The 15,967-nt window shown below is 70.0% G+C and carries 16 protein-coding genes; 3 read left to right on the top strand and 13 right to left on the bottom strand.

Translation table 11 applies throughout. From position 1 onward, the window contains the following. Positions 1 to 72 precede the first annotated feature (72 nt). The 7 genes from VHA72_RS13740 to VHA72_RS13710 all read right to left on the bottom strand — a co-directional run bounded on the left by VHA72_RS13740 (position 73) and on the right by VHA72_RS13710 (position 7,384). The gene (locus VHA72_RS13740) at positions 73 to 411 is read right to left on the bottom strand and encodes an AtuA-related protein (protein WP_325576144.1); all 339 of its coding nucleotides are present in this window, start codon (positions 409 to 411) and stop codon (positions 73 to 75) included. Position 412: 1 nt separating this feature from the next. Further along, positions 413 to 1,714, bottom strand: coding sequence for an acyclic terpene utilization AtuA family protein (locus VHA72_RS13735; protein ID WP_325576142.1), 1,302 nt, complete (start codon positions 1,712 to 1,714; stop codon positions 413 to 415). Next, complete coding sequence (locus tag VHA72_RS13730; RefSeq protein WP_325576141.1) at positions 1,707 to 2,477, bottom strand: TIGR03084 family metal-binding protein; 771 nt, start codon at positions 2,475 to 2,477, stop codon at positions 1,707 to 1,709. The genes VHA72_RS13735 and VHA72_RS13730 overlap by 8 nt, the downstream gene beginning before the upstream one ends. Beyond that, the gene (locus tag VHA72_RS13725) at positions 2,474 to 3,070 is read right to left on the bottom strand and encodes a TetR/AcrR family transcriptional regulator (protein WP_325576140.1); all 597 of its coding nucleotides are present in this window, start codon (positions 3,068 to 3,070) and stop codon (positions 2,474 to 2,476) included. Before VHA72_RS13725 ends, VHA72_RS13730 begins: the two co-directional genes overlap by 4 nt. A gap of 254 nt (positions 3,071 to 3,324) precedes the next feature. After that, a complete protein-coding gene (locus VHA72_RS13720; RefSeq protein WP_325576138.1) occupies positions 3,325 to 5,505 on the bottom strand; it encodes a 3-hydroxyacyl-CoA dehydrogenase NAD-binding domain-containing protein in 2,181 nt (726 codons plus the stop codon). A 15-nt stretch (positions 5,506 to 5,520) separates the two neighbouring features. Continuing rightward, positions 5,521 to 6,732, bottom strand: coding sequence for an acetyl-CoA C-acetyltransferase (locus VHA72_RS13715; protein ID WP_325576136.1), 1,212 nt, complete (start codon positions 6,730 to 6,732; stop codon positions 5,521 to 5,523). A gap of 46 nt (positions 6,733 to 6,778) precedes the next feature. Beyond that, positions 6,779 to 7,384, bottom strand: coding sequence for a MerR family transcriptional regulator (locus tag VHA72_RS13710; RefSeq protein WP_325576134.1), 606 nt, complete (start codon positions 7,382 to 7,384; stop codon positions 6,779 to 6,781). Between the two features lie 135 nt (positions 7,385 to 7,519). On the opposite strand from VHA72_RS13710, the gene VHA72_RS13705 reads away from it, so the two are divergent. Both VHA72_RS13705 and VHA72_RS13700 read left to right on the top strand, forming a co-directional pair. Next, positions 7,520 to 8,332 (top strand): alpha/beta fold hydrolase, encoded by an 813-nt coding sequence (locus VHA72_RS13705; RefSeq protein ID WP_325576132.1) that lies wholly within the window; start codon positions 7,520 to 7,522, stop codon positions 8,330 to 8,332. Between the two features lie 61 nt (positions 8,333 to 8,393). Next, entirely contained in the window at positions 8,394 to 9,542 is a 1,149-nt protein-coding gene (locus VHA72_RS13700; protein ID WP_325576130.1) for an acyl-CoA dehydrogenase family protein, read from the top strand. On the opposite strand, the gene VHA72_RS13695 is transcribed toward VHA72_RS13700, so the two are convergent. From VHA72_RS13695 to VHA72_RS13670, 6 genes are all read right to left on the bottom strand, one after another. Further along, complete coding sequence (locus tag VHA72_RS13695; protein WP_325576128.1) at positions 9,520 to 10,185, bottom strand: TetR/AcrR family transcriptional regulator; 666 nt, start codon at positions 10,183 to 10,185, stop codon at positions 9,520 to 9,522. The genes VHA72_RS13700 and VHA72_RS13695 overlap by 23 nt on opposite strands. Before the next feature lie 24 nt (positions 10,186 to 10,209). Continuing rightward, positions 10,210 to 11,253, bottom strand: a complete 1,044-nt coding sequence (locus VHA72_RS13690) for an AurF N-oxygenase family protein (protein ID WP_325576127.1) — start codon at positions 11,251 to 11,253, stop codon at positions 10,210 to 10,212. Between the two features lie 129 nt (positions 11,254 to 11,382). Next, positions 11,383 to 12,897 (bottom strand): flavin-containing monooxygenase, encoded by a 1,515-nt coding sequence (locus VHA72_RS13685; RefSeq protein ID WP_325576126.1) that lies wholly within the window; start codon positions 12,895 to 12,897, stop codon positions 11,383 to 11,385. A 187-nt stretch (positions 12,898 to 13,084) separates the two neighbouring features. Further along, complete coding sequence (locus VHA72_RS13680; protein WP_325576124.1) at positions 13,085 to 13,819, bottom strand: amino acid ABC transporter ATP-binding protein; 735 nt, start codon at positions 13,817 to 13,819, stop codon at positions 13,085 to 13,087. After that, complete coding sequence (locus VHA72_RS13675) at positions 13,819 to 14,664, bottom strand: amino acid ABC transporter permease (protein WP_325576122.1); 846 nt, start codon at positions 14,662 to 14,664, stop codon at positions 13,819 to 13,821. Before VHA72_RS13675 ends, VHA72_RS13680 begins: the two co-directional genes overlap by 1 nt. Beyond that, positions 14,661 to 15,560 (bottom strand): ABC transporter substrate-binding protein, encoded by a 900-nt coding sequence (locus VHA72_RS13670; RefSeq protein ID WP_325576120.1) that lies wholly within the window; start codon positions 15,558 to 15,560, stop codon positions 14,661 to 14,663. The genes VHA72_RS13675 and VHA72_RS13670 overlap by 4 nt, the downstream gene beginning before the upstream one ends. 96 nt (positions 15,561 to 15,656) lie before the next feature. Between VHA72_RS13670 and VHA72_RS13665 the strand changes: the two genes are divergently transcribed. Continuing rightward, positions 15,657 to 15,967: oxidoreductase (locus VHA72_RS13665; protein WP_524538600.1), on the top strand; the 311-nt coding region annotated here is incomplete at its 3' end.

Raw genomic sequence — 15,967 nt, 5'->3', positions numbered from 1 at the left:
CGTCCTCCCAGTCCTGGAGGTACGGCGCCACCTCGCGGCGGGCGAACTCGGCGCCGAGCTCGAACAGGTCGTTCATGACACCAAGCCGTCCGGGATGTCGACGTACCTGCTGCGGATCCACTCGCCCAGTGCCTTGGCCTGCGGGTCGAACCGCACGCCCTCGGCGACGCCGGCGCCCAGGATCCCGTGGATGACGATGTTGATGCCGCGCAGATTGGGCAGCGGGACCAGGTCCATCTCCAGGTCCACGGTCTCGGGGAGCAGCTCCCGGACCCAGTCGACGGTGACGGTCCGCAGCAGCCAGTCGACCGCCTCGTCGGGGCGGCCGGCGGGCACCCACAGCCCGATGTTGGCGTCGCCGCCCTTATCGCCGGAGCGGGCGTAGACCAGGTCGCCGAGGGGACGCTTCATCTCAGATCACCTCCGTGCTGCCGTCGGGCAGGTGGACCGTGTGCTCGACCAGCCCGCGGTCGACGTACGTCGGCCGGTAGACGCCGTACGCGCTCGGCTTGCCGGGCGGCGCGGTGACGTGGAAGCCGGCGTAGGAGGCGAGCACCAGCTCGATCGCCGGGCCGGTGAACGCCCGACCGACGGCCTGCTCGTCCGCGGACCAGACGGTCAGCCGCAGCAGCGCCGCGGCGCCCTCCTCCGTCGGGGAGTCCGGGGCCGGAGCCCGCCAGGCCGACCACGACCGCTGCAGGTCGGCCGGCAGGGCCGCCTCGACCTGGGCCCGCACCAGCGCCGCCTTGCGGTCGAGGTCGAGCCCGGTGAGCACGAACTCCACCTGGTTGCGCCAGCCGCCGAGCTGGTTGACCGCCACCTTCAGCCGCTCCGGCGGCTCGGTGCCGCGGGCTCCGCTGATCTCGACCCGGTCCGGCCCGAGCTGGCGGAGCCGGATCGAGGTGAGGTCGGTGGTCACATCGGGGTTGAGGTAGGAGCTGCCCTGGATCTCGTAGAACAGCTGCGCGGTGACGGTGTCGACGGTGACCAGGCCACCGGTGCCGGGGTGCTTGGTGATCACCGTGGTGCCATCCGCGGCGATCTCGGCGATCGGGAAGCCGAACGGCTGCGTGGGGTCGGCCACCAAGCCGGCGTCGATGGCGTCGAAGAGACCCGCGAAGTTGCCGCCGGTGGCCTGGGTGCCGCACTCGATCACGTGCCCGGCCACCACGGCGCCGGCCAGTGCGTCGAGATCGGCGGGCGTCCAGTGGTGCCACCAGATCGCCGGGCCCATCACCACGGCCGCGTCCGTCACACGGCCGGTGACGACCACGTCGGCTCCCGCCTCCAGCGCGCGGGCGATGCCGAACCCGCCCAGGTAGGCGTTGGCGGTCAGCGCGTCAGGGAAGTCCTCGAGCTTCCCGCGCACGTCGTCGCCGTCGACGTACGCGATCCGGGCGCCGGTGTCGAGTCGCTCCAGCGCCTCGGCGAGGCCGCGCGGGTTGAGGCCGCCGGCGTTGCTGACGATTCGCACGCCCTTCTCGAGCGCGAGCGCGAGGCAGTCCTCGGCCTGGCGCAGGAACGTCTTGGCATAGCCCAAGTCGGGGTTGCGCAGCGTGTCCTTGCCGAGGATGAGCATGGTCAGCTCGGCCAGGTAGTCGCCGGTCAGCACGTCCAGCGGGCCGCCCTCGAGCATCTCCCGCATGGCGCTGATCCGGTCGCCGTAGAAGCCGGAGCAGTTGCCGATCTTGATCGGGTCCTTCGGTTCAGGCACGGGTGCGCCCCTTTCCCGGCGGGCCGGCGAAGGCCTGCGCGATGCTGAGCCAGTGATCGGCGTCCTCACCGGTGGCGGTGAGGGCGGTGTCGTCGCGGTGCACCCGCTGGGTGACCAGACGGGCGAAGTCCCAGGCCGGCCCGGTGACCCGCTGCTCGGCGTCCTCGGGGCCCCACGCCCAGACCGCACCGCCGGGCGCTGTCAGCTCCACCCGTACCTCGCCCGCCGGCGCCTGCTCGCCGTGGACGGCATAGGAGAAGCCGCGGGTGCGTACGCCGAGGTGGCACACGTGCCGGACCCGGTCGCTGGGCTGTGCCGCGACCCCGAGCGCGTCGTGGACGTCGAGGCCGTGCGCCCACGTCTCCATGAACCGCGCCGTCGCCATCGACGTCGGCGACATCGGCGGCCCGAACCACTGCAGCTTCTCGGTGGCCGCCAGCAGCGCGCTCGCCAGTGCCTCCCGCGCGATGTCCCAGCGGGCCAGCAGCTCCGCCGGCGGTACCGCGCCGCCCGCCAGCGCGGCCCTGTCCACGAATCCCTCCGGGTCGGCCAGCGCCTGCGCGACGATGCCGTCCCAGCGGGCCTTGTCGGTGGCCGCCGCGAGCGCGCAGTCGTCGGTCCAGGCCAGGTGTGCGATCTGGGTGGCGACGTCCCAGCCCTCCGCGGGTGTCGGCGTACGCCATCCGTCGTCGCTCAGTCCGGCGACCAGCGCCCGGAGCTCGGCGCTCTCGGCGGCCAGGTCGGCCAGCAGCTCTTCGATCATGACAGCTCCTTGTCGAGGACCTTGGCCCACTCGTCGAGGATCCGGGCCCGCCGGCGGCGGTCGTCGGAGAGCGTGTCGGCCAACCCGAGCCCGCGGCACAGATCGAGGGTGGCCTGGATCAGCTCCCGGACGCCGGGACGGGACTCGTCCGCGCGGAGCAGGTCGACGGTGAGCCGGTGCGCCTCGCGGCCGATCCGGCGCTCCAGCGGAGCCACCGCGCGGAGCAGGTCAGGGTCGGTGCGGGCAGCCACCCACAGCTCGAGCGCCGCCTTGAAGCCGGGAGAGGTGAAGTGATCGGCGAGCAGGTCGAGTACGGCGCGGGTCGAGGCGCCCTGCTGCGCCGCGAACGCCGCTCGCAGGTCGCCGCCACGACCCTCCATGACGTGGGTGACGGCCGCGACGACCAGGTCGTTCTTGGTCGGGAAGTGGTGCAGTTGCGCACCGCGGCTCACGCCCGCCCGCTCCGAGACCAGGGTAGTGGTGGTGCCGGCCCAGCCCCGCTCGACGAGGACCTCGACCGCCGCCTCCAGCAGCCGAGCCCGCATCGCCCGGGTGCGCTCCTCCTGAGGCACCCGCGGGGTCGTCGCCGTCACCCCTCCACTCTGGCCCGTCAGCAACAAACAGTCAAGCCTGTCTGTTTCTGTCGAGAGGTCACTTCTGGCCGGTCGAGAGGTCACTTTCGGCGCAGAGACCACCGGCCGGTCGGGCCGACACCTCCCACGCGAGCGGCCGAGATGCGACCAGGTACGCCGGCGGCCCCGTGGGACGGATCCCACGGGGCCACCGGATCTGACCTCTCAACCAGCCGAAAGTGACTTCTCGACGCGCAGAAAGTGACCTCTCAACGTCAAGCGGGGAAGGACTCGCCCTTCGCCGCCATCTCGCGCAGGTACGGCGTCGGCGCGAACCGCTCGCCGTACGCCGCCGCCAGCTCGTCGGCTCGCTTGAGGAATGCCTCGATGCCGAAGCTGCCGTCGGCGGCGTCGTACCCGGTGATGAACTGGGCCGCGCCGCCGGTGGCCGGCGGGAAGCCGATGCCGAAGACCGAGCCGATGTTGGCGTGCGCGGCGGAGGTGACGACCCCCTCCTCAAACGTCTTGGCGGTCTCGATCGCCTCGATGAACGTCTGCCGGTCGCGCAGGTCGGCGATCGCCGGCTGCTCCTCGGCGACCGGGAAGAGCTCGGCGAGCCCCTCCCAGATCGACGTGCGCTTGCCGTCGACGTAGTCGTAGAAGCCGGCGCCCTTGAGCTTGCCGGAGCGACCGGCGGCGATCAGCTTGCCCGCCACCCGCTCGGTGGTGGTGAGCTCCTCGGAGCCGAGCGCCTCACGGGTGGTCTTGGCGATCTTGACCATCAGCTCGAGGTTGAGCTCGTCGGCCAGCTGCAGCGGCCCGACCGGGTAGCCGGCCTGGGTGGCGGCGCGCTCGATCGAGTAGGGGTGCACGCCCTCCGCGACCATCCGCAGGCCCTCCTCGATCACGGTGCCGATGACGCGCGAGGTGTAGAAGCCGCGCGAGTCGTGGGCGATCATCGGGGTCTTCTTGATGGCCAGCACCACGTCGTACGCCTTGGCGAGGGTCTCGTCGGAGGTCTCGGCGCCCTTGATGATCTCGACCAGCGGCATCTTGTCGACCGGGCTGAAGAAGTGCAGGCCGATGAAGCGAGCCGCCGCGTCGGTGCCGTCCAGGCCCTTGGCCAGGTCCGTGATCGGCAGCGTCGAGGTGTTCGAGCACAGCAGCGCGCCCTCGGCGAGGAACGGCGTGATCTCGTTGAAGACCTTCTGCTTCAGGGCGACGTCCTCGAAGACGGCCTCGACGACCAGGTCGGCACCGGCGGCGTCCTCCGCCGACGCGGTGGCGGTGATCCGGCCGAGGATCTCGTCGGCCTTCTCCTGGCTGATCTTGCCGCGAGAGACGCCCTTCTCGTTCAGGCCGGCGGTGTAGGACTTGCCCCGCTCCGCCGCCTCGATCGAGACGTCCTTGAGCACGACCTCGACACCCGCGCGGGCCAGGACGTAGGCGATGCCCGCGCCCATCATGCCGGCGCCGAGCACGACGGCCTTGGTCGGGCGGTACTTCTCCACACCCGCCGGGCGCAGCGCGCCGGAGTTGATCGAACCGAGGTCGAAGAAGAACGCCTGGATCATGTTCTTCGCCTGCTGACCGGTGACCAGCGAGACGAAGTAGCGCGACTCGATCCGGGTGGCGGTCTCGAAGTCGACCTGTGCGCCCTCGACGGCCGCGGACAGGATCGCCTTCGGGGCACGCATGTCGGCCTGCTTGATCTGCTTGCGCAGGATCGGACCGAGCGCCGGCAGGAACGCCGCCAGCGACGGGGAGCTCGGCGTACCTCCGGGGATCTTGTAGCCCGGCTTGTCCCACGGCTGCAGGCCGGCGCCCTCGACGTCGGCGTTCTCCGTCACCCAGGCCTTGGCGCGCACGACCAACTGGTCGGCGGCGACGAGCTCGTCGACCAGGCCCTTGGCCTGGGCCGCCTCCGGCTTGAACCGGGTGCCCTGGCCGAGGATCTCGGTCAGCGCCGTCACGATGCCGAACATGCGCACCGTGCGGGTGACGCCGCCACCGCCGGGCAGCAGGCCCAGGGTGACCTCGGGCAGGCCGATCTCGTAACGACCCTCGGCGGCGATGCGGTGGTTGGCGGCCAGCGCGATCTCCAGGCCGCCACCGAGCGCGGCGCCATTGATGGCCGCCACGACCGGCTTGGGGAACAGCTCGAGCTTGCGCAGGGTGGCCTTGATGCCCTCGACCTCGGCGAAGACCTCGGCCGCGTGCTCCTTGCGCAGCGGCATCATCCGCTTGAGGTCGCCGCCGGCGAAGAACGTGCTCTTCGCGCTGGTGATCACCACGCCCTTGACCCGGTCGGCGTCGGCGTACAGCCGCTCGACGGCTTCCGCCATCGCGGTGGCGTAGGCCTCGTTCATGGTGTTGGCCGACTGGCCGGGGTCATCGAGCGTGAGGGTGACGATGCCGTCGCCGTCGATGTCGTACTTCACTGCGGTGTCAGTCATTGGTCTCTTCCTGCCTCAGACGAGCTCGACGATCGTGGCGATGCCCATGCCGGCGCCGACGCAGAGCGTGGCCAGGCCGCGCCGCTTGCCCTGGCGCTCCAGCTCGTCGACGAGCGTGCCGAGGATGATCGCGCCGGTGGCGCCGAGCGGGTGGCCCATGGCCATGGCCCCGCCGTTGACGTTGGTGACGTCCTGGCTGATGCCCATGTCCTTCATGAAGCGCAGCGCCACGGCGGCGAAGGCCTCGTTGATCTCCCAGAGGTCGATGTCCTTGGCCTCGAGGCCGACCTTGGCCAGCGCCTTGCGGGCGGCCGGCGCGGGACCGGTGAGCATGATGGTCGGCTCGGAGCCGATCACGGCGGTGGAGATGATCCGGGCGCGCGGGCGCAGGCCGTAGTCCTTCCCGACCTGCTCGTTGCCGATCACGACGATCGCGGCGCCGTCCACGATGCCGGAGCTGTTGCCGGCGTGGTGGACGTGGTTGATCTTCTCGATCCAGTGGTACTTCGCCAGCGCGACCTCGTCGAAGCCGCCGTCGCGGCCCTGCTGCTCGAAGGACGGCTTGAGTCCCGCCAGCGACTCCACGCTCGTGCCCGGGCGGATGAGCTCGTCCTTGCTCAGGACGAGCACGCCGTTCTTGTCATAGACGGGTACGACGGAGTTCTCGAAGTAGCCGTTGCTCCACGCCTTGTCGGCGCGTGCGTGCGACTCGGCGGCGAGCGCGTCCACGTCGGTGCGACTGAAGCCCTCCAGCGTCGCGATCAGGTCGGCGCCGATGCCCTGCGGGACGAAGTCCGTGGCCAGGTTGGTGGCCGGGTCCATCGCCCAGGCACCGCCGTCGGAGCCGAGCGGGACGCGGCTCATCGACTCCACGCCACCGGCGATGATCAGGTCCTCGAACCCGGAGCGGACCCGCGCGGCAGCCTGGTTGACGGCCTCCAGCCCGGACGCACAGAACCGGTTGACCTGAACGCCCGCCACCGTCTCGGGCAGGCCCGAGAGCAGCGAGGCGGTACGGGCGATGTCCATGCCCTGGTCGCCGATCGGCGAGACCACGCCGAGCACGATGTCGTCGACACGGTCGGTGTCCAGGGTGGGGTTGCGCTTCTGCGCCTCGTCGAGCAGCCCGACGACCAGATCGACCGGCTTGACCTCGTGCAGCGCGCCGGTCTTCTTGCCACGGCCGCGCGGAGTGCGCAGGTGGTCGTAGATGAATGCCTCAGCCATGCGACGATTGTGACACCAAAACTGTCACGGTCAACTGTGGCTCAGGTCACTCGTCCAGCTGCAGGGCCCGTCCGATGGCCCGGTTGGCGGCGTCCTGGAAGGCGACCACGAGCGCCTCGATGGTCAGCTCGCGCAGCAGCGGCAGGGTCTGCTCGAGCCGCTCGGCCTCCTCCGCGGTGTGGTGGGTGCGACGCCACGGGTCGACCACCTGGTCGCGCAGCAGGCCGGTCAGGTCGTCGGCGAGGGCGTCCAGGTGCTTGGCGGTGATCTCCTGCGCGGCGGCGAGCGCGTCGCGGGGCAGGCCGAGGTCGCGCAGCTCCCGGCCGATCCGCTTGAGCGTCTGGACCGGCTCCGCGTGGGTCCACGAGGTCACCATGGCACGCTGCATCGCCAGGTCGGCCGGCGTGACGTCCTCGGGCAACCGCTGCAGGTAGCGCTCGATCGCCTGGAGGGTGAAGCCGTGGTCCTGCAACGCCCGGACCAGGTCGAGGCGCGCCCGGTGCTCGGGACCGTAATAGGCGATCCGGCCCCGCCGTACCGGCGGCGGGATCAGGCCCAGGCTGGCGTAGTAGCGGGTCGTCCGCACCGAGAGCCCGGTCGCCGCCGACAGCTCGTCGATGGTGAGCAGCCCCTGCTCCGCCGTCTCCGTCATGGCGCAGGACGGTAGCACCACGGACTGGCACAGTTCCGCTGTCAAACTGCCGTCGAGAAGTCCTTGAAGTGACGCCGGTCTCACGATTACCATCGGCGACGCCGCTTGCACTTGCAAGCACCGGAGGGAGCGACAGTGCTGTCGTACGAACGCATCGGCCACGGCGAGCCGCTGGTCCTGATCCATGGCATCAGCCACCAGCGCACCGGCTGGATGCCGGTCGTGGAGCGGCTCGCGCAGCATCACGAGGTCTTCCTGGTGGACCTGCCGGGCCACGGCGGGTCACCGGCATTCGACCCCGGCGACCGCACCATCCGCACGGCGCTGACCGAGCAGTTGCAGGAGTTCCTCGACGACGCCGGACTCGACCGGCCGCACGTCGCCGGCAACAGCCTGGGCGCTCTGGTCGCCCTGGAGATGGCCGAGCAGGGCATGGCACGCAGCGTGACGGCACTGGCCCCCGCCGGCTTCTGGTACGGCGCGGTCGACTTCGCCTACGTCCGCTCGCTCTTCGCGACCGTGCAGTTCGCCGCCCGCACCCTCCAGCCGGTCGCGCCCCGCCTCCTACGCCGCCGCCTGGGCCGCGCACTCGCCTTCGGCTGGGCCGCCGCGCACCCCACTCGGATCGACGCCGAGGCGGCTTTGGCCGACCTGCGGAACATGGTCGCCTCCCGCGACGCGATCGAGCGGATGTTCACCGGCGCGTACTGCTACGACGGCCACGGCGCCGACGTACCGACCACGATCGCCTGGGGCACGCGCGACCTGGTCCTGCTGCCCTACCAGGCCCTGCGCGCCCGCCACCTGCTCGTCGACGCGGAGCACGTCTGGCTGCCCGGCTGCGGCCACGTGCCCATGACCGACGACCCCGACCTGGTCGTCCGGACCATCCTCGACTGCACCGCGCGCGCCGCCACGCCCGACCGGACCCGCCTGCTGGGCGCCTGAGCACAACCGGTGACAGTTACACTGTCACAGTAAGACTGTTCTACCCAGCGCAGGAGCCCGCATGCCCACGAAGCCGTCGATCTACGAAGCCGAGCACGAGGACTTCCGTGCCACCTGCAAGGCCTTCCTGGAGAAGGAGGTCGTACCCTTCCACGACCAGTGGGAGAAGGACGGCATCGTGCCGCGCGAGCTGTGGAAGAAGGCCGGCGACGCCGGTCTGCTCTGCTTCGACGTGGAGGAGGAGTACGGCGGTCCCGGCATCAAGGACTTCCGCTTCAACGCCGTCTTCCACGAGGAGATGACGAAGGTGGGCGCCAGCGGCCCCGGCTTCTTCGTCCACACCGACATCATCGTCCCCTACATCTCCCACCTCGGCACCCCGGAGCAGAAGGCCCGGTGGCTGCCCGGCTGCGTCAGCGGCGAGACCATCACCGCCATCGCGATGACCGAGCCCGGCGCGGGCTCCGACCTGCAGGGCATCTCGACGCGCGCCGTCCTGGACGGGGACCACTACATCCTCAACGGCTCCAAGACGTTCATCTCCAACGGCATCAACGCCGACCTGGTGATCGTGGTCTGCAAGACCGACCCCGACGCCGGCGCGGGTGGGATCAGCCTGCTCGTCGTCGAGCGCGGCATGCCCGGCTTCGAGCGCGGCCGCAACCTGGACAAGGTCGGCATGAAGGCCCAGGACACCGCCGAACTCTCCTTCACCGACGTGCGGGTGCCGAAGGAGAACCTGCTCGGGCCCGAGGGCTCGGGCTTCATCTCGCTGATGACGCTGCTGCCGCAGGAGCGGATCTCGGTGGCCTCGATCGCCGTCGCCGCGACCGAGGCGGTGCTGAAGATGTGTCTGGACTACGCCCGCACCCGCAAGGCCTTCGGGAAGTCGATCGGCCGCTTCCAGACCATGTCGTTCACGCTCGCGGAGATGGCCACCGAGGCCTACATCGCCCGGCTGTTCATCAACGACGCGATCACCCAGCTCAACGCCGGCACCGCCGACACCGCGCTCGCCTCGATGGCGAAGTGGTGGACCACCGAGCTGCAGAAGAAGACCGTCGACACCGGCGTCCAGATCCACGGCGGCTACGGCTACATGATGGAATACCCGATCGCCAAGGCGTTCATCGACAGCCGGATCCAGACGATCTACGGCGGCACCACCGAGATCCAGAAGCTGATCATCAGTCGGTTCCTGGACCTGTGAGCGGCCGTTCGGGGTCGAGCACGACGCCGTAGCTGCGAGCGCGTACGTCGATCAGCGCCCATGCGCTCTCCACCAGCAGGTCGGTGAGGTGGGCGGCGTCGGGGACCTTGGCGCCCAGGTGCACCCAGCGCCGCACCGTGCCGAAGACCGCCCCGACCAGCCCGTGCGCGAGCGGGTCGGTGGCGGCGGCGTCGGCCGCACTCACCTCGGCGCCGGCCGCGGAGAACCACGCGATCAGCCGGCGCGCGATCTGCGCGGCGATGTAGTCGAGCGCGCGCTGCAGCGGGCTGTCGGCGACCATGTCGAGGTCGGTGTGGCGATGGAGCTGCTGATGCGTGGCCGCCCAGTCGACGTACGTCGACACCGACCTGTGCAACGACCCCCGGATGGTGCCCTCCAGGGTGAGGGTGGGGGCCAGCAGCGACCACAGGTCGTCGAGCACGTGCTGCTGCACGGCGCGGTCCAGGGCGCTCCGGTCCGCGAACTGCCGGTAGAGCACCGAGCGGCTCACCCCGGCGCGCTCACTGATCTCGTGCAGGCTGACCTGCGCCCGACCCTCGTCGTACAGGTCGATGGCGGCCTGAACGAGGCGCAGTCGCTGAGCCTGGTTGTGTTCCGCCCAGCGCGACGTGCGACCGTCCATGACGGCCCACCCTAGGGCCTGTGCTCAGGCGGCGGCGTTCGCAGGCTGGGCGCGGAACCGGGCGGGGCGCCCGTCGACGCCGAGCAGCTGCCAGGCCCAGCGGGTGGTCCGGCCGCGCAGGCCCAGGTCGTCGAAGAGCATCCGCACGTCGGAGAACAGGTCGCGGCGGAACTTGGCCGCCTCGGGGCCGTCGCCCCACACCTCGCGCACCACCTCGTCGGGGATGCCCATCATCTCCCGGTCGGCCTTGGACGGGATGATGATCGCGTCCGAGCCCAGCCGCATCGCCAGCGGCGTCAGCACCCCGAGCACGAACTTCTCCACCGGGTTGAGCCGCGGGGCGTGGTGCTCCAGCCAGGCGTGCGCGAAGCCGATGTGGCGTGCCTCCTCGGCGATGTGGATGGACATGATCCGGTCGAGCAGGGGATGGATGCCACCGGCCCGCATCATGTCCTTCTGCACGTGGTCAATCGGCTCTTCCCCGGCCAGGATGATCGCGAAGAACAGCGCCGGGAACGTCGAGCCGAGCATGGCGACCAGCGGGATGCTGCGCATCAGCCAGGCCGGCGCGCCACTCACCTCGGGGCAGGCCCGGTTGGTGAACTCCTGGAACATCTGGATGTGGTGGCACTCCTCGGTGAGCTCGTGCATGAAGTAGCGGAACTCCGGGTTGCCGTTGGCGACGTACCGCAGGAACTGGGTGCCGCCCAGGAGCAGCAGCTGCTCGAACTGGGAGCCGGTCTTGGTCACCGCCGTGAGCCGGTGGCGGCCGATCTCGATCTGACGCTCCTTGGGGAGCGACTGGTACCACGGGTGTGCACCGAGCAGGTCGACCTTGGGCAGGATCCAGCGTTCGTCACGCGGGTCGATGGCGAACTCCGGCGAGTTCCAGTCGATGTCCTTGAACGCGTTGAAGTAGCGCTCGACCGAGGCCTCGGACAGCGTGCGGAGTGTGTCCTCGTAGGCCTGCTTGCCCTGCGGGCGGTAGGCCAGCGCGGAGCCCGCGACCGAGCCGGCCGCCTTCACGCTGCCACCCACGACGCGCTTGGCGAGAGTCACCGGCGCCATCGCACATCACCTCCACGAGTCGACGTCGAACGACATACCCACGGTACACGAGACATCATGTCCTGCGTATCGACATCTCCGAAATGACAGCGGCCCGGTCCGAGGACCGGGCCGCCGAGGTGGATCGACTCAGCTGAACTGGAGCTCCTTGGAGTCGCGGATGTCCGCGCTCAACACCTTCATGTCGTAGAGGTAGCTCTGCCTGACCTGCCAGGGTCCGCGGTCGCCCTTGCGGGGCATCAGCTCCTGGGCGCGCAGCAGATACCCGGCCTCCATGTCCATGAACGGCGAGGCCGCCACGCTCGGGTCTCGCTCCACGACCACCTCGGTGTAGCCGTGTGCGGCCATCTCCGCCAGCAGGTTGGTGACGTACTCGCAGACCAGGTCGACCTTCAACGTCCAGGAGGCGTTGGTGTAGCCGACGGTGAAGGCCAGGTTCGGGACGCCCGAGAGCAGCACGCCCTTGTAGGCCATCGTGTCCTGGACCCGGACCGGCTTGCCGTCCACGTGCACCTCCACGCCGCCGAAGAACCTCACCTTCAGGCCGGTGGCCGAGATGATGATGTCGGCGTCGAGCTTCTTGCCCGACTCCAGTTCGATGCCGTCCGCCACGATCCTCTTGATCTTGTCGGTGACGACGCTGGCCTTGCCGTGGCGGATCGCCCGGAAAAGATCGCCGTCGGGCACCGCGCACAGGCGCTGGTCCCAGGGGTTGTACGGCGGGTTGAAGTGCTCGTCGGCGTACCGGATCGCCTCCTCCTTGGTGAGGCCCGGCTGGCCGGGACGCGCGGTCAGGTGCTCGATGACGCCGTCGCGGATCACCTTCTTGACCAGCTTCGGCCGGCGCCGGGCGAGCTTGTAGGAGCCGACCAGGACGCCGATGTTCGCCCAGCGGATCGCCTCGAAACCGGCCTTCTCGCGCAGCCCCTTGAACGGCACGAACCGCGGCACCAGGCCGAGCGCGGCACCCAGCCCCTTCGCGAGCGGGTCCCGGCCCGGCCGGGAGAAGACGTACGTCGGCGTCCGCTGCAGCATGGTGATGTGCTCCACCTGGTCCGCCATCGCGGGCACCAGGGTGACGGCGGTGGCGCCGGAGCCGATCACGACGACCTTCTTGCCGCCGTAGTCGAGGTCCTCGGGCCAGAACTGCGGATGGATGAAGGTGCCTTCGAAGTCCTCCACGCCCGGGAAGACCGGCTGGTGCCCCTCGTCGTAGTCGTAGTAGCCGCTGCAGGACCACAGGAAGTTGGCAGTGAACGTCTTCTCGCCCTCGTCGGTCGCGGCGACGACCGTCCACTGCTGGGCGTCGCTGTCCCAGTCGGCCTTGGTCACCTTATGGCCGTAGCGGATCTTGTCCTCGACGCCGTACTCCTTCGCGATGGTGCGCAGGTAGTCGAGGATCATGTGACCGTCGGCGAGCGACTGGTCACTGGGCCAGGGGTGCCACTTGTAGCCGAAGGTGAACATGTCCGAGTCGGAGCGGATGCCCGGGTAGCGGAACAGATCCCACGTGCCGCCGCTGGCCTGGCGGGACTCGAGCACGAGGTAGGCCTTGTCGGGCAGCTTCATGCCGAGCTGGGCGGCGGCGCCGATGCCGGAGATCCCGGCGCCGACGATGAGGACATCGACGTGCTCACTGGTCATGGGATCAGGTTACCCGTCGGTAGCGGCTCGCGGGAGAGGTCTCTCACGTCGCGCCGGTGCGACGGATCCGGCAGCACAGGTATCGGCGGTCCCCACACGCATGCCGCCGTCGCATGGGAGGCGTGCGCGTCGGGCCCGAACGGCAGCCCCGCGGCCAGCGCACTGGCGCGGGCGAAGGGCAGGCTGGTCAGCTCAGCACGCGGGAGAGGAATTCGCGGGTGCGCTGCTCGCGCGGAGCACCGAAGAGCTGGGCCGGCGGCCCCTGCTCCAGGATCCGGCCCTGCTCGAGGAAGCAGACCTTGGTGGCGACCTCCCGAGCGAAGGCCATCTCATGGGTGGCCAGTACCATCGTCATGCCGGCGGCCGCCTCCGCCCGGACGATCTCGAGCACCTCGCCGACCAGCTCCGGGTCGAGCGCGGCGGTGATCTCGTCGAGCAGCAGCAGCCGCGGCCTGGTGCACAGCGCTCGGACCAGGGCGACCCGCTGCTGCTGGCCGCCGGAGAGCGCGTCGGGATACGCCGTCGCCTTGTCCCCCAGCCCGAACCGCTCCAGCAGCTCCTGCGCCCGGGTCCGGGCCTCACCCTTGGCGACGCGGTGGACCCTGGTCTGAGCCAGGGTGCAGTTGTCGATCACCGACAGGTGCGGGAAGAGGTTGTAGGCCTGGAAGACCATCCCCATCGTGCGGCGCACCGAGCGCGGATCGACGCGCGGGTCGGCGATGTCCCGACCGTCGTAGGAGATGACGCCGTCGTCGATCTGCTCGAGCCGGTTGAGGCAGCGCAGCAGGGTGGACTTTCCCGAGCCCGAGGAGCCGATCAGGCAGACCACGTCGTGCGCCTCGACACTCAGCGAGATGTCGTGCAGGACGACGCGGTCGCCGTACGACTTGCGCAGGCCCGCCACGCTCAACAGCGCGCTCATCAGGCCATCCCCTGCTCGCGGCGGATCTGGCGGTGCATCAGCCAGTCGGTCAGCCGGGTCAGCGGCACGGCGACGACGAGGAAGTACAGCGCCGCGACGAAGAGCGCGGTCCCGTTGAAGTGGTAGCCCTGCCAGTCGCTGGCCGCGCGCATCGCCTCCCACACCCCGAGCACGGAGATGAGCGCCGTGTCCTTCTGCAGCGAGACCAGGTCGTTCATCAGCGGCGGTACGGCGCGGCGCACGGCCTGCGGGAAGATCACCCGCCACATCGCCTGGGTCCGGGAGAGGCCGAGCGCCTCCGCCGAGGACCACTGGGTCGGGTGCACGGCGAGGATCCCCGCCCGCAGCACCTCGGCGACGTACGCGCCGTAGCAGAGCGTGAGCGCCGTCGTGCCGAGCCAGAACAGGCTGGTCGTGACGCCGTTGAGCTCGAGAGCCGGCACGCCGACTCCGATCAGCACGATCACCAGCAGGCTGGGGACTCCGCGGAACAGGTCGGTGTAGATCACCGCCACGATCCGCAGCGGCGCCAGCCACGGCGAGCGCGACTGGCGGCAGATCGCCACCAGCGAGGCCAGCACGAGGACGCACGGCTCAGCGACCAGGAAGATCCGGATGTTCATCCAGAAGCCCCGGCTCACCGACGGGAACGCACCCTTGAAGTTCGACCAGGACAGGAAGTAGCCGCGGAAGGCCGGCCAGCCCGGCGAGGTCAGGAAGACCGCCAGGGCCGCGCCGAGGACGACCACCGTCACGGCGGTCGAGAGCACGGCCCGGCGTACCCGCATCGCGTGGGCGATGCGGGCCCGCTCGACCTGGAGTGCGCTCGGGGTCCAGTCGCTCACTTCAGGACCGGGACGTTCTCCATGCCGGAGAGCCACTGCTGCTGGAGCTGGGTCAGCGTGCCGTCGCTCTGCAGCTTGTCGATGGCCTGGTTCACGCACGTCACCAGCGGGTTGCCCTGCTGGAAGAGCAGACCGAACTCCTCGGGCTCCTTGTTGGCGAACCTGCCCACCACGACGCTGCCCTTGATCTCGCTGGACATGTAGCCGGCGCTCGGCAGGTCGGTGACCAGGCCGTCGATCTGACCGTGCAGGAGCGCCTGCTTGGCCTGGTCGTCGGTGTCGAAGACCAGCGGCTGGCTGCTCGGCTGGACGTCGTCGCGGATCGCGGTCAGGCTGGTGGTGGCGGTCTCGGCTCCCAGCTTGAGGCTCTTGAGGCCGGCCAGCGTGGTGGCCTTGTCCTTGTTCTTCGCCAGCGTGATCACGGCCTGGTCGGCGGTGTAGTAGCCGTGCGAGAACGTGACGGCCTTGGCCCGCTCGGGCGTGATCGAGATCTGGTTGATGTCGAAGTCGAACTTCTTCGGCCCCGGCGTGTAGGAGTTGTTGAAGGACTCCTTGACCCAGGTCACCTGGTCCTTGCTGAAGCCCAGCTGCTGGGCCACGGCGTAGGCCACCGCGGACTCGTAGCCGGCCCCGTTGCTCGGGTCGTTCTTCTTGAACCACGGCGCGTACGCCGGAGAGTCGGTGGCGATGGTGAGCTTGCCCGGGCTGTAGAGATGCAGCTGGTCGGGCGTGCAGGCGGCCGGGCTCGTGCCGGCCCCGGCACTGGTCGTGGTGGTCGTGGTGGCACCCGAGTCGCTGGCGGTGTTCTTGGCGGAGCAGCCGGCCAGACCCGCCGCGGTCAGCGCGATGGCGACGACGGCAAGGGCGGGACGGCCTCCGGAGGGCAGCAGACGCATGGCCGCATCGTACGGCGAGGACGCTTTGCCGACTGAATCACTGGACTATCGGCTCGGCTTCCGCCCGATGGTTACTTATGAGTAACATGCCGGGCCATGGCCTACGACCACCTGCTGTCCCCCCTGACGGTCGGGGGACTCACCCTGCGCAACCGCGTCGTGATGGGCTCGATGCACACCGGGCTCGAGGATCACGTGTGGGACATCCCCAAGCTGGCGGCGTACTTCGCCGAACGCGCCCGTGGTGGCGTCGGCCTGATCGTGACCGGCGGCTACGCGCCGAACAAGCGCGGCTGGCTCAAGCCGTTCGCCTCGGAGATGTCCTCGCGGCTACACGCGATGCGCCACCGCGAGGTCACCGACGCGGTGCACGCCGAGGGCGGTGCGATCGCGCTGCAGGTGCTGCA

Origin of the sequence: Nocardioides sp. (genome assembly GCF_035547795.1) — a bacterium.
Taxonomy (GTDB): domain Bacteria; phylum Actinomycetota; class Actinomycetes; order Propionibacteriales; family Nocardioidaceae; genus Nocardioides.
Note: the sequence above shows the minus strand (reverse complement) of the source record. Positions and strands in the feature narration are given on the sequence as shown.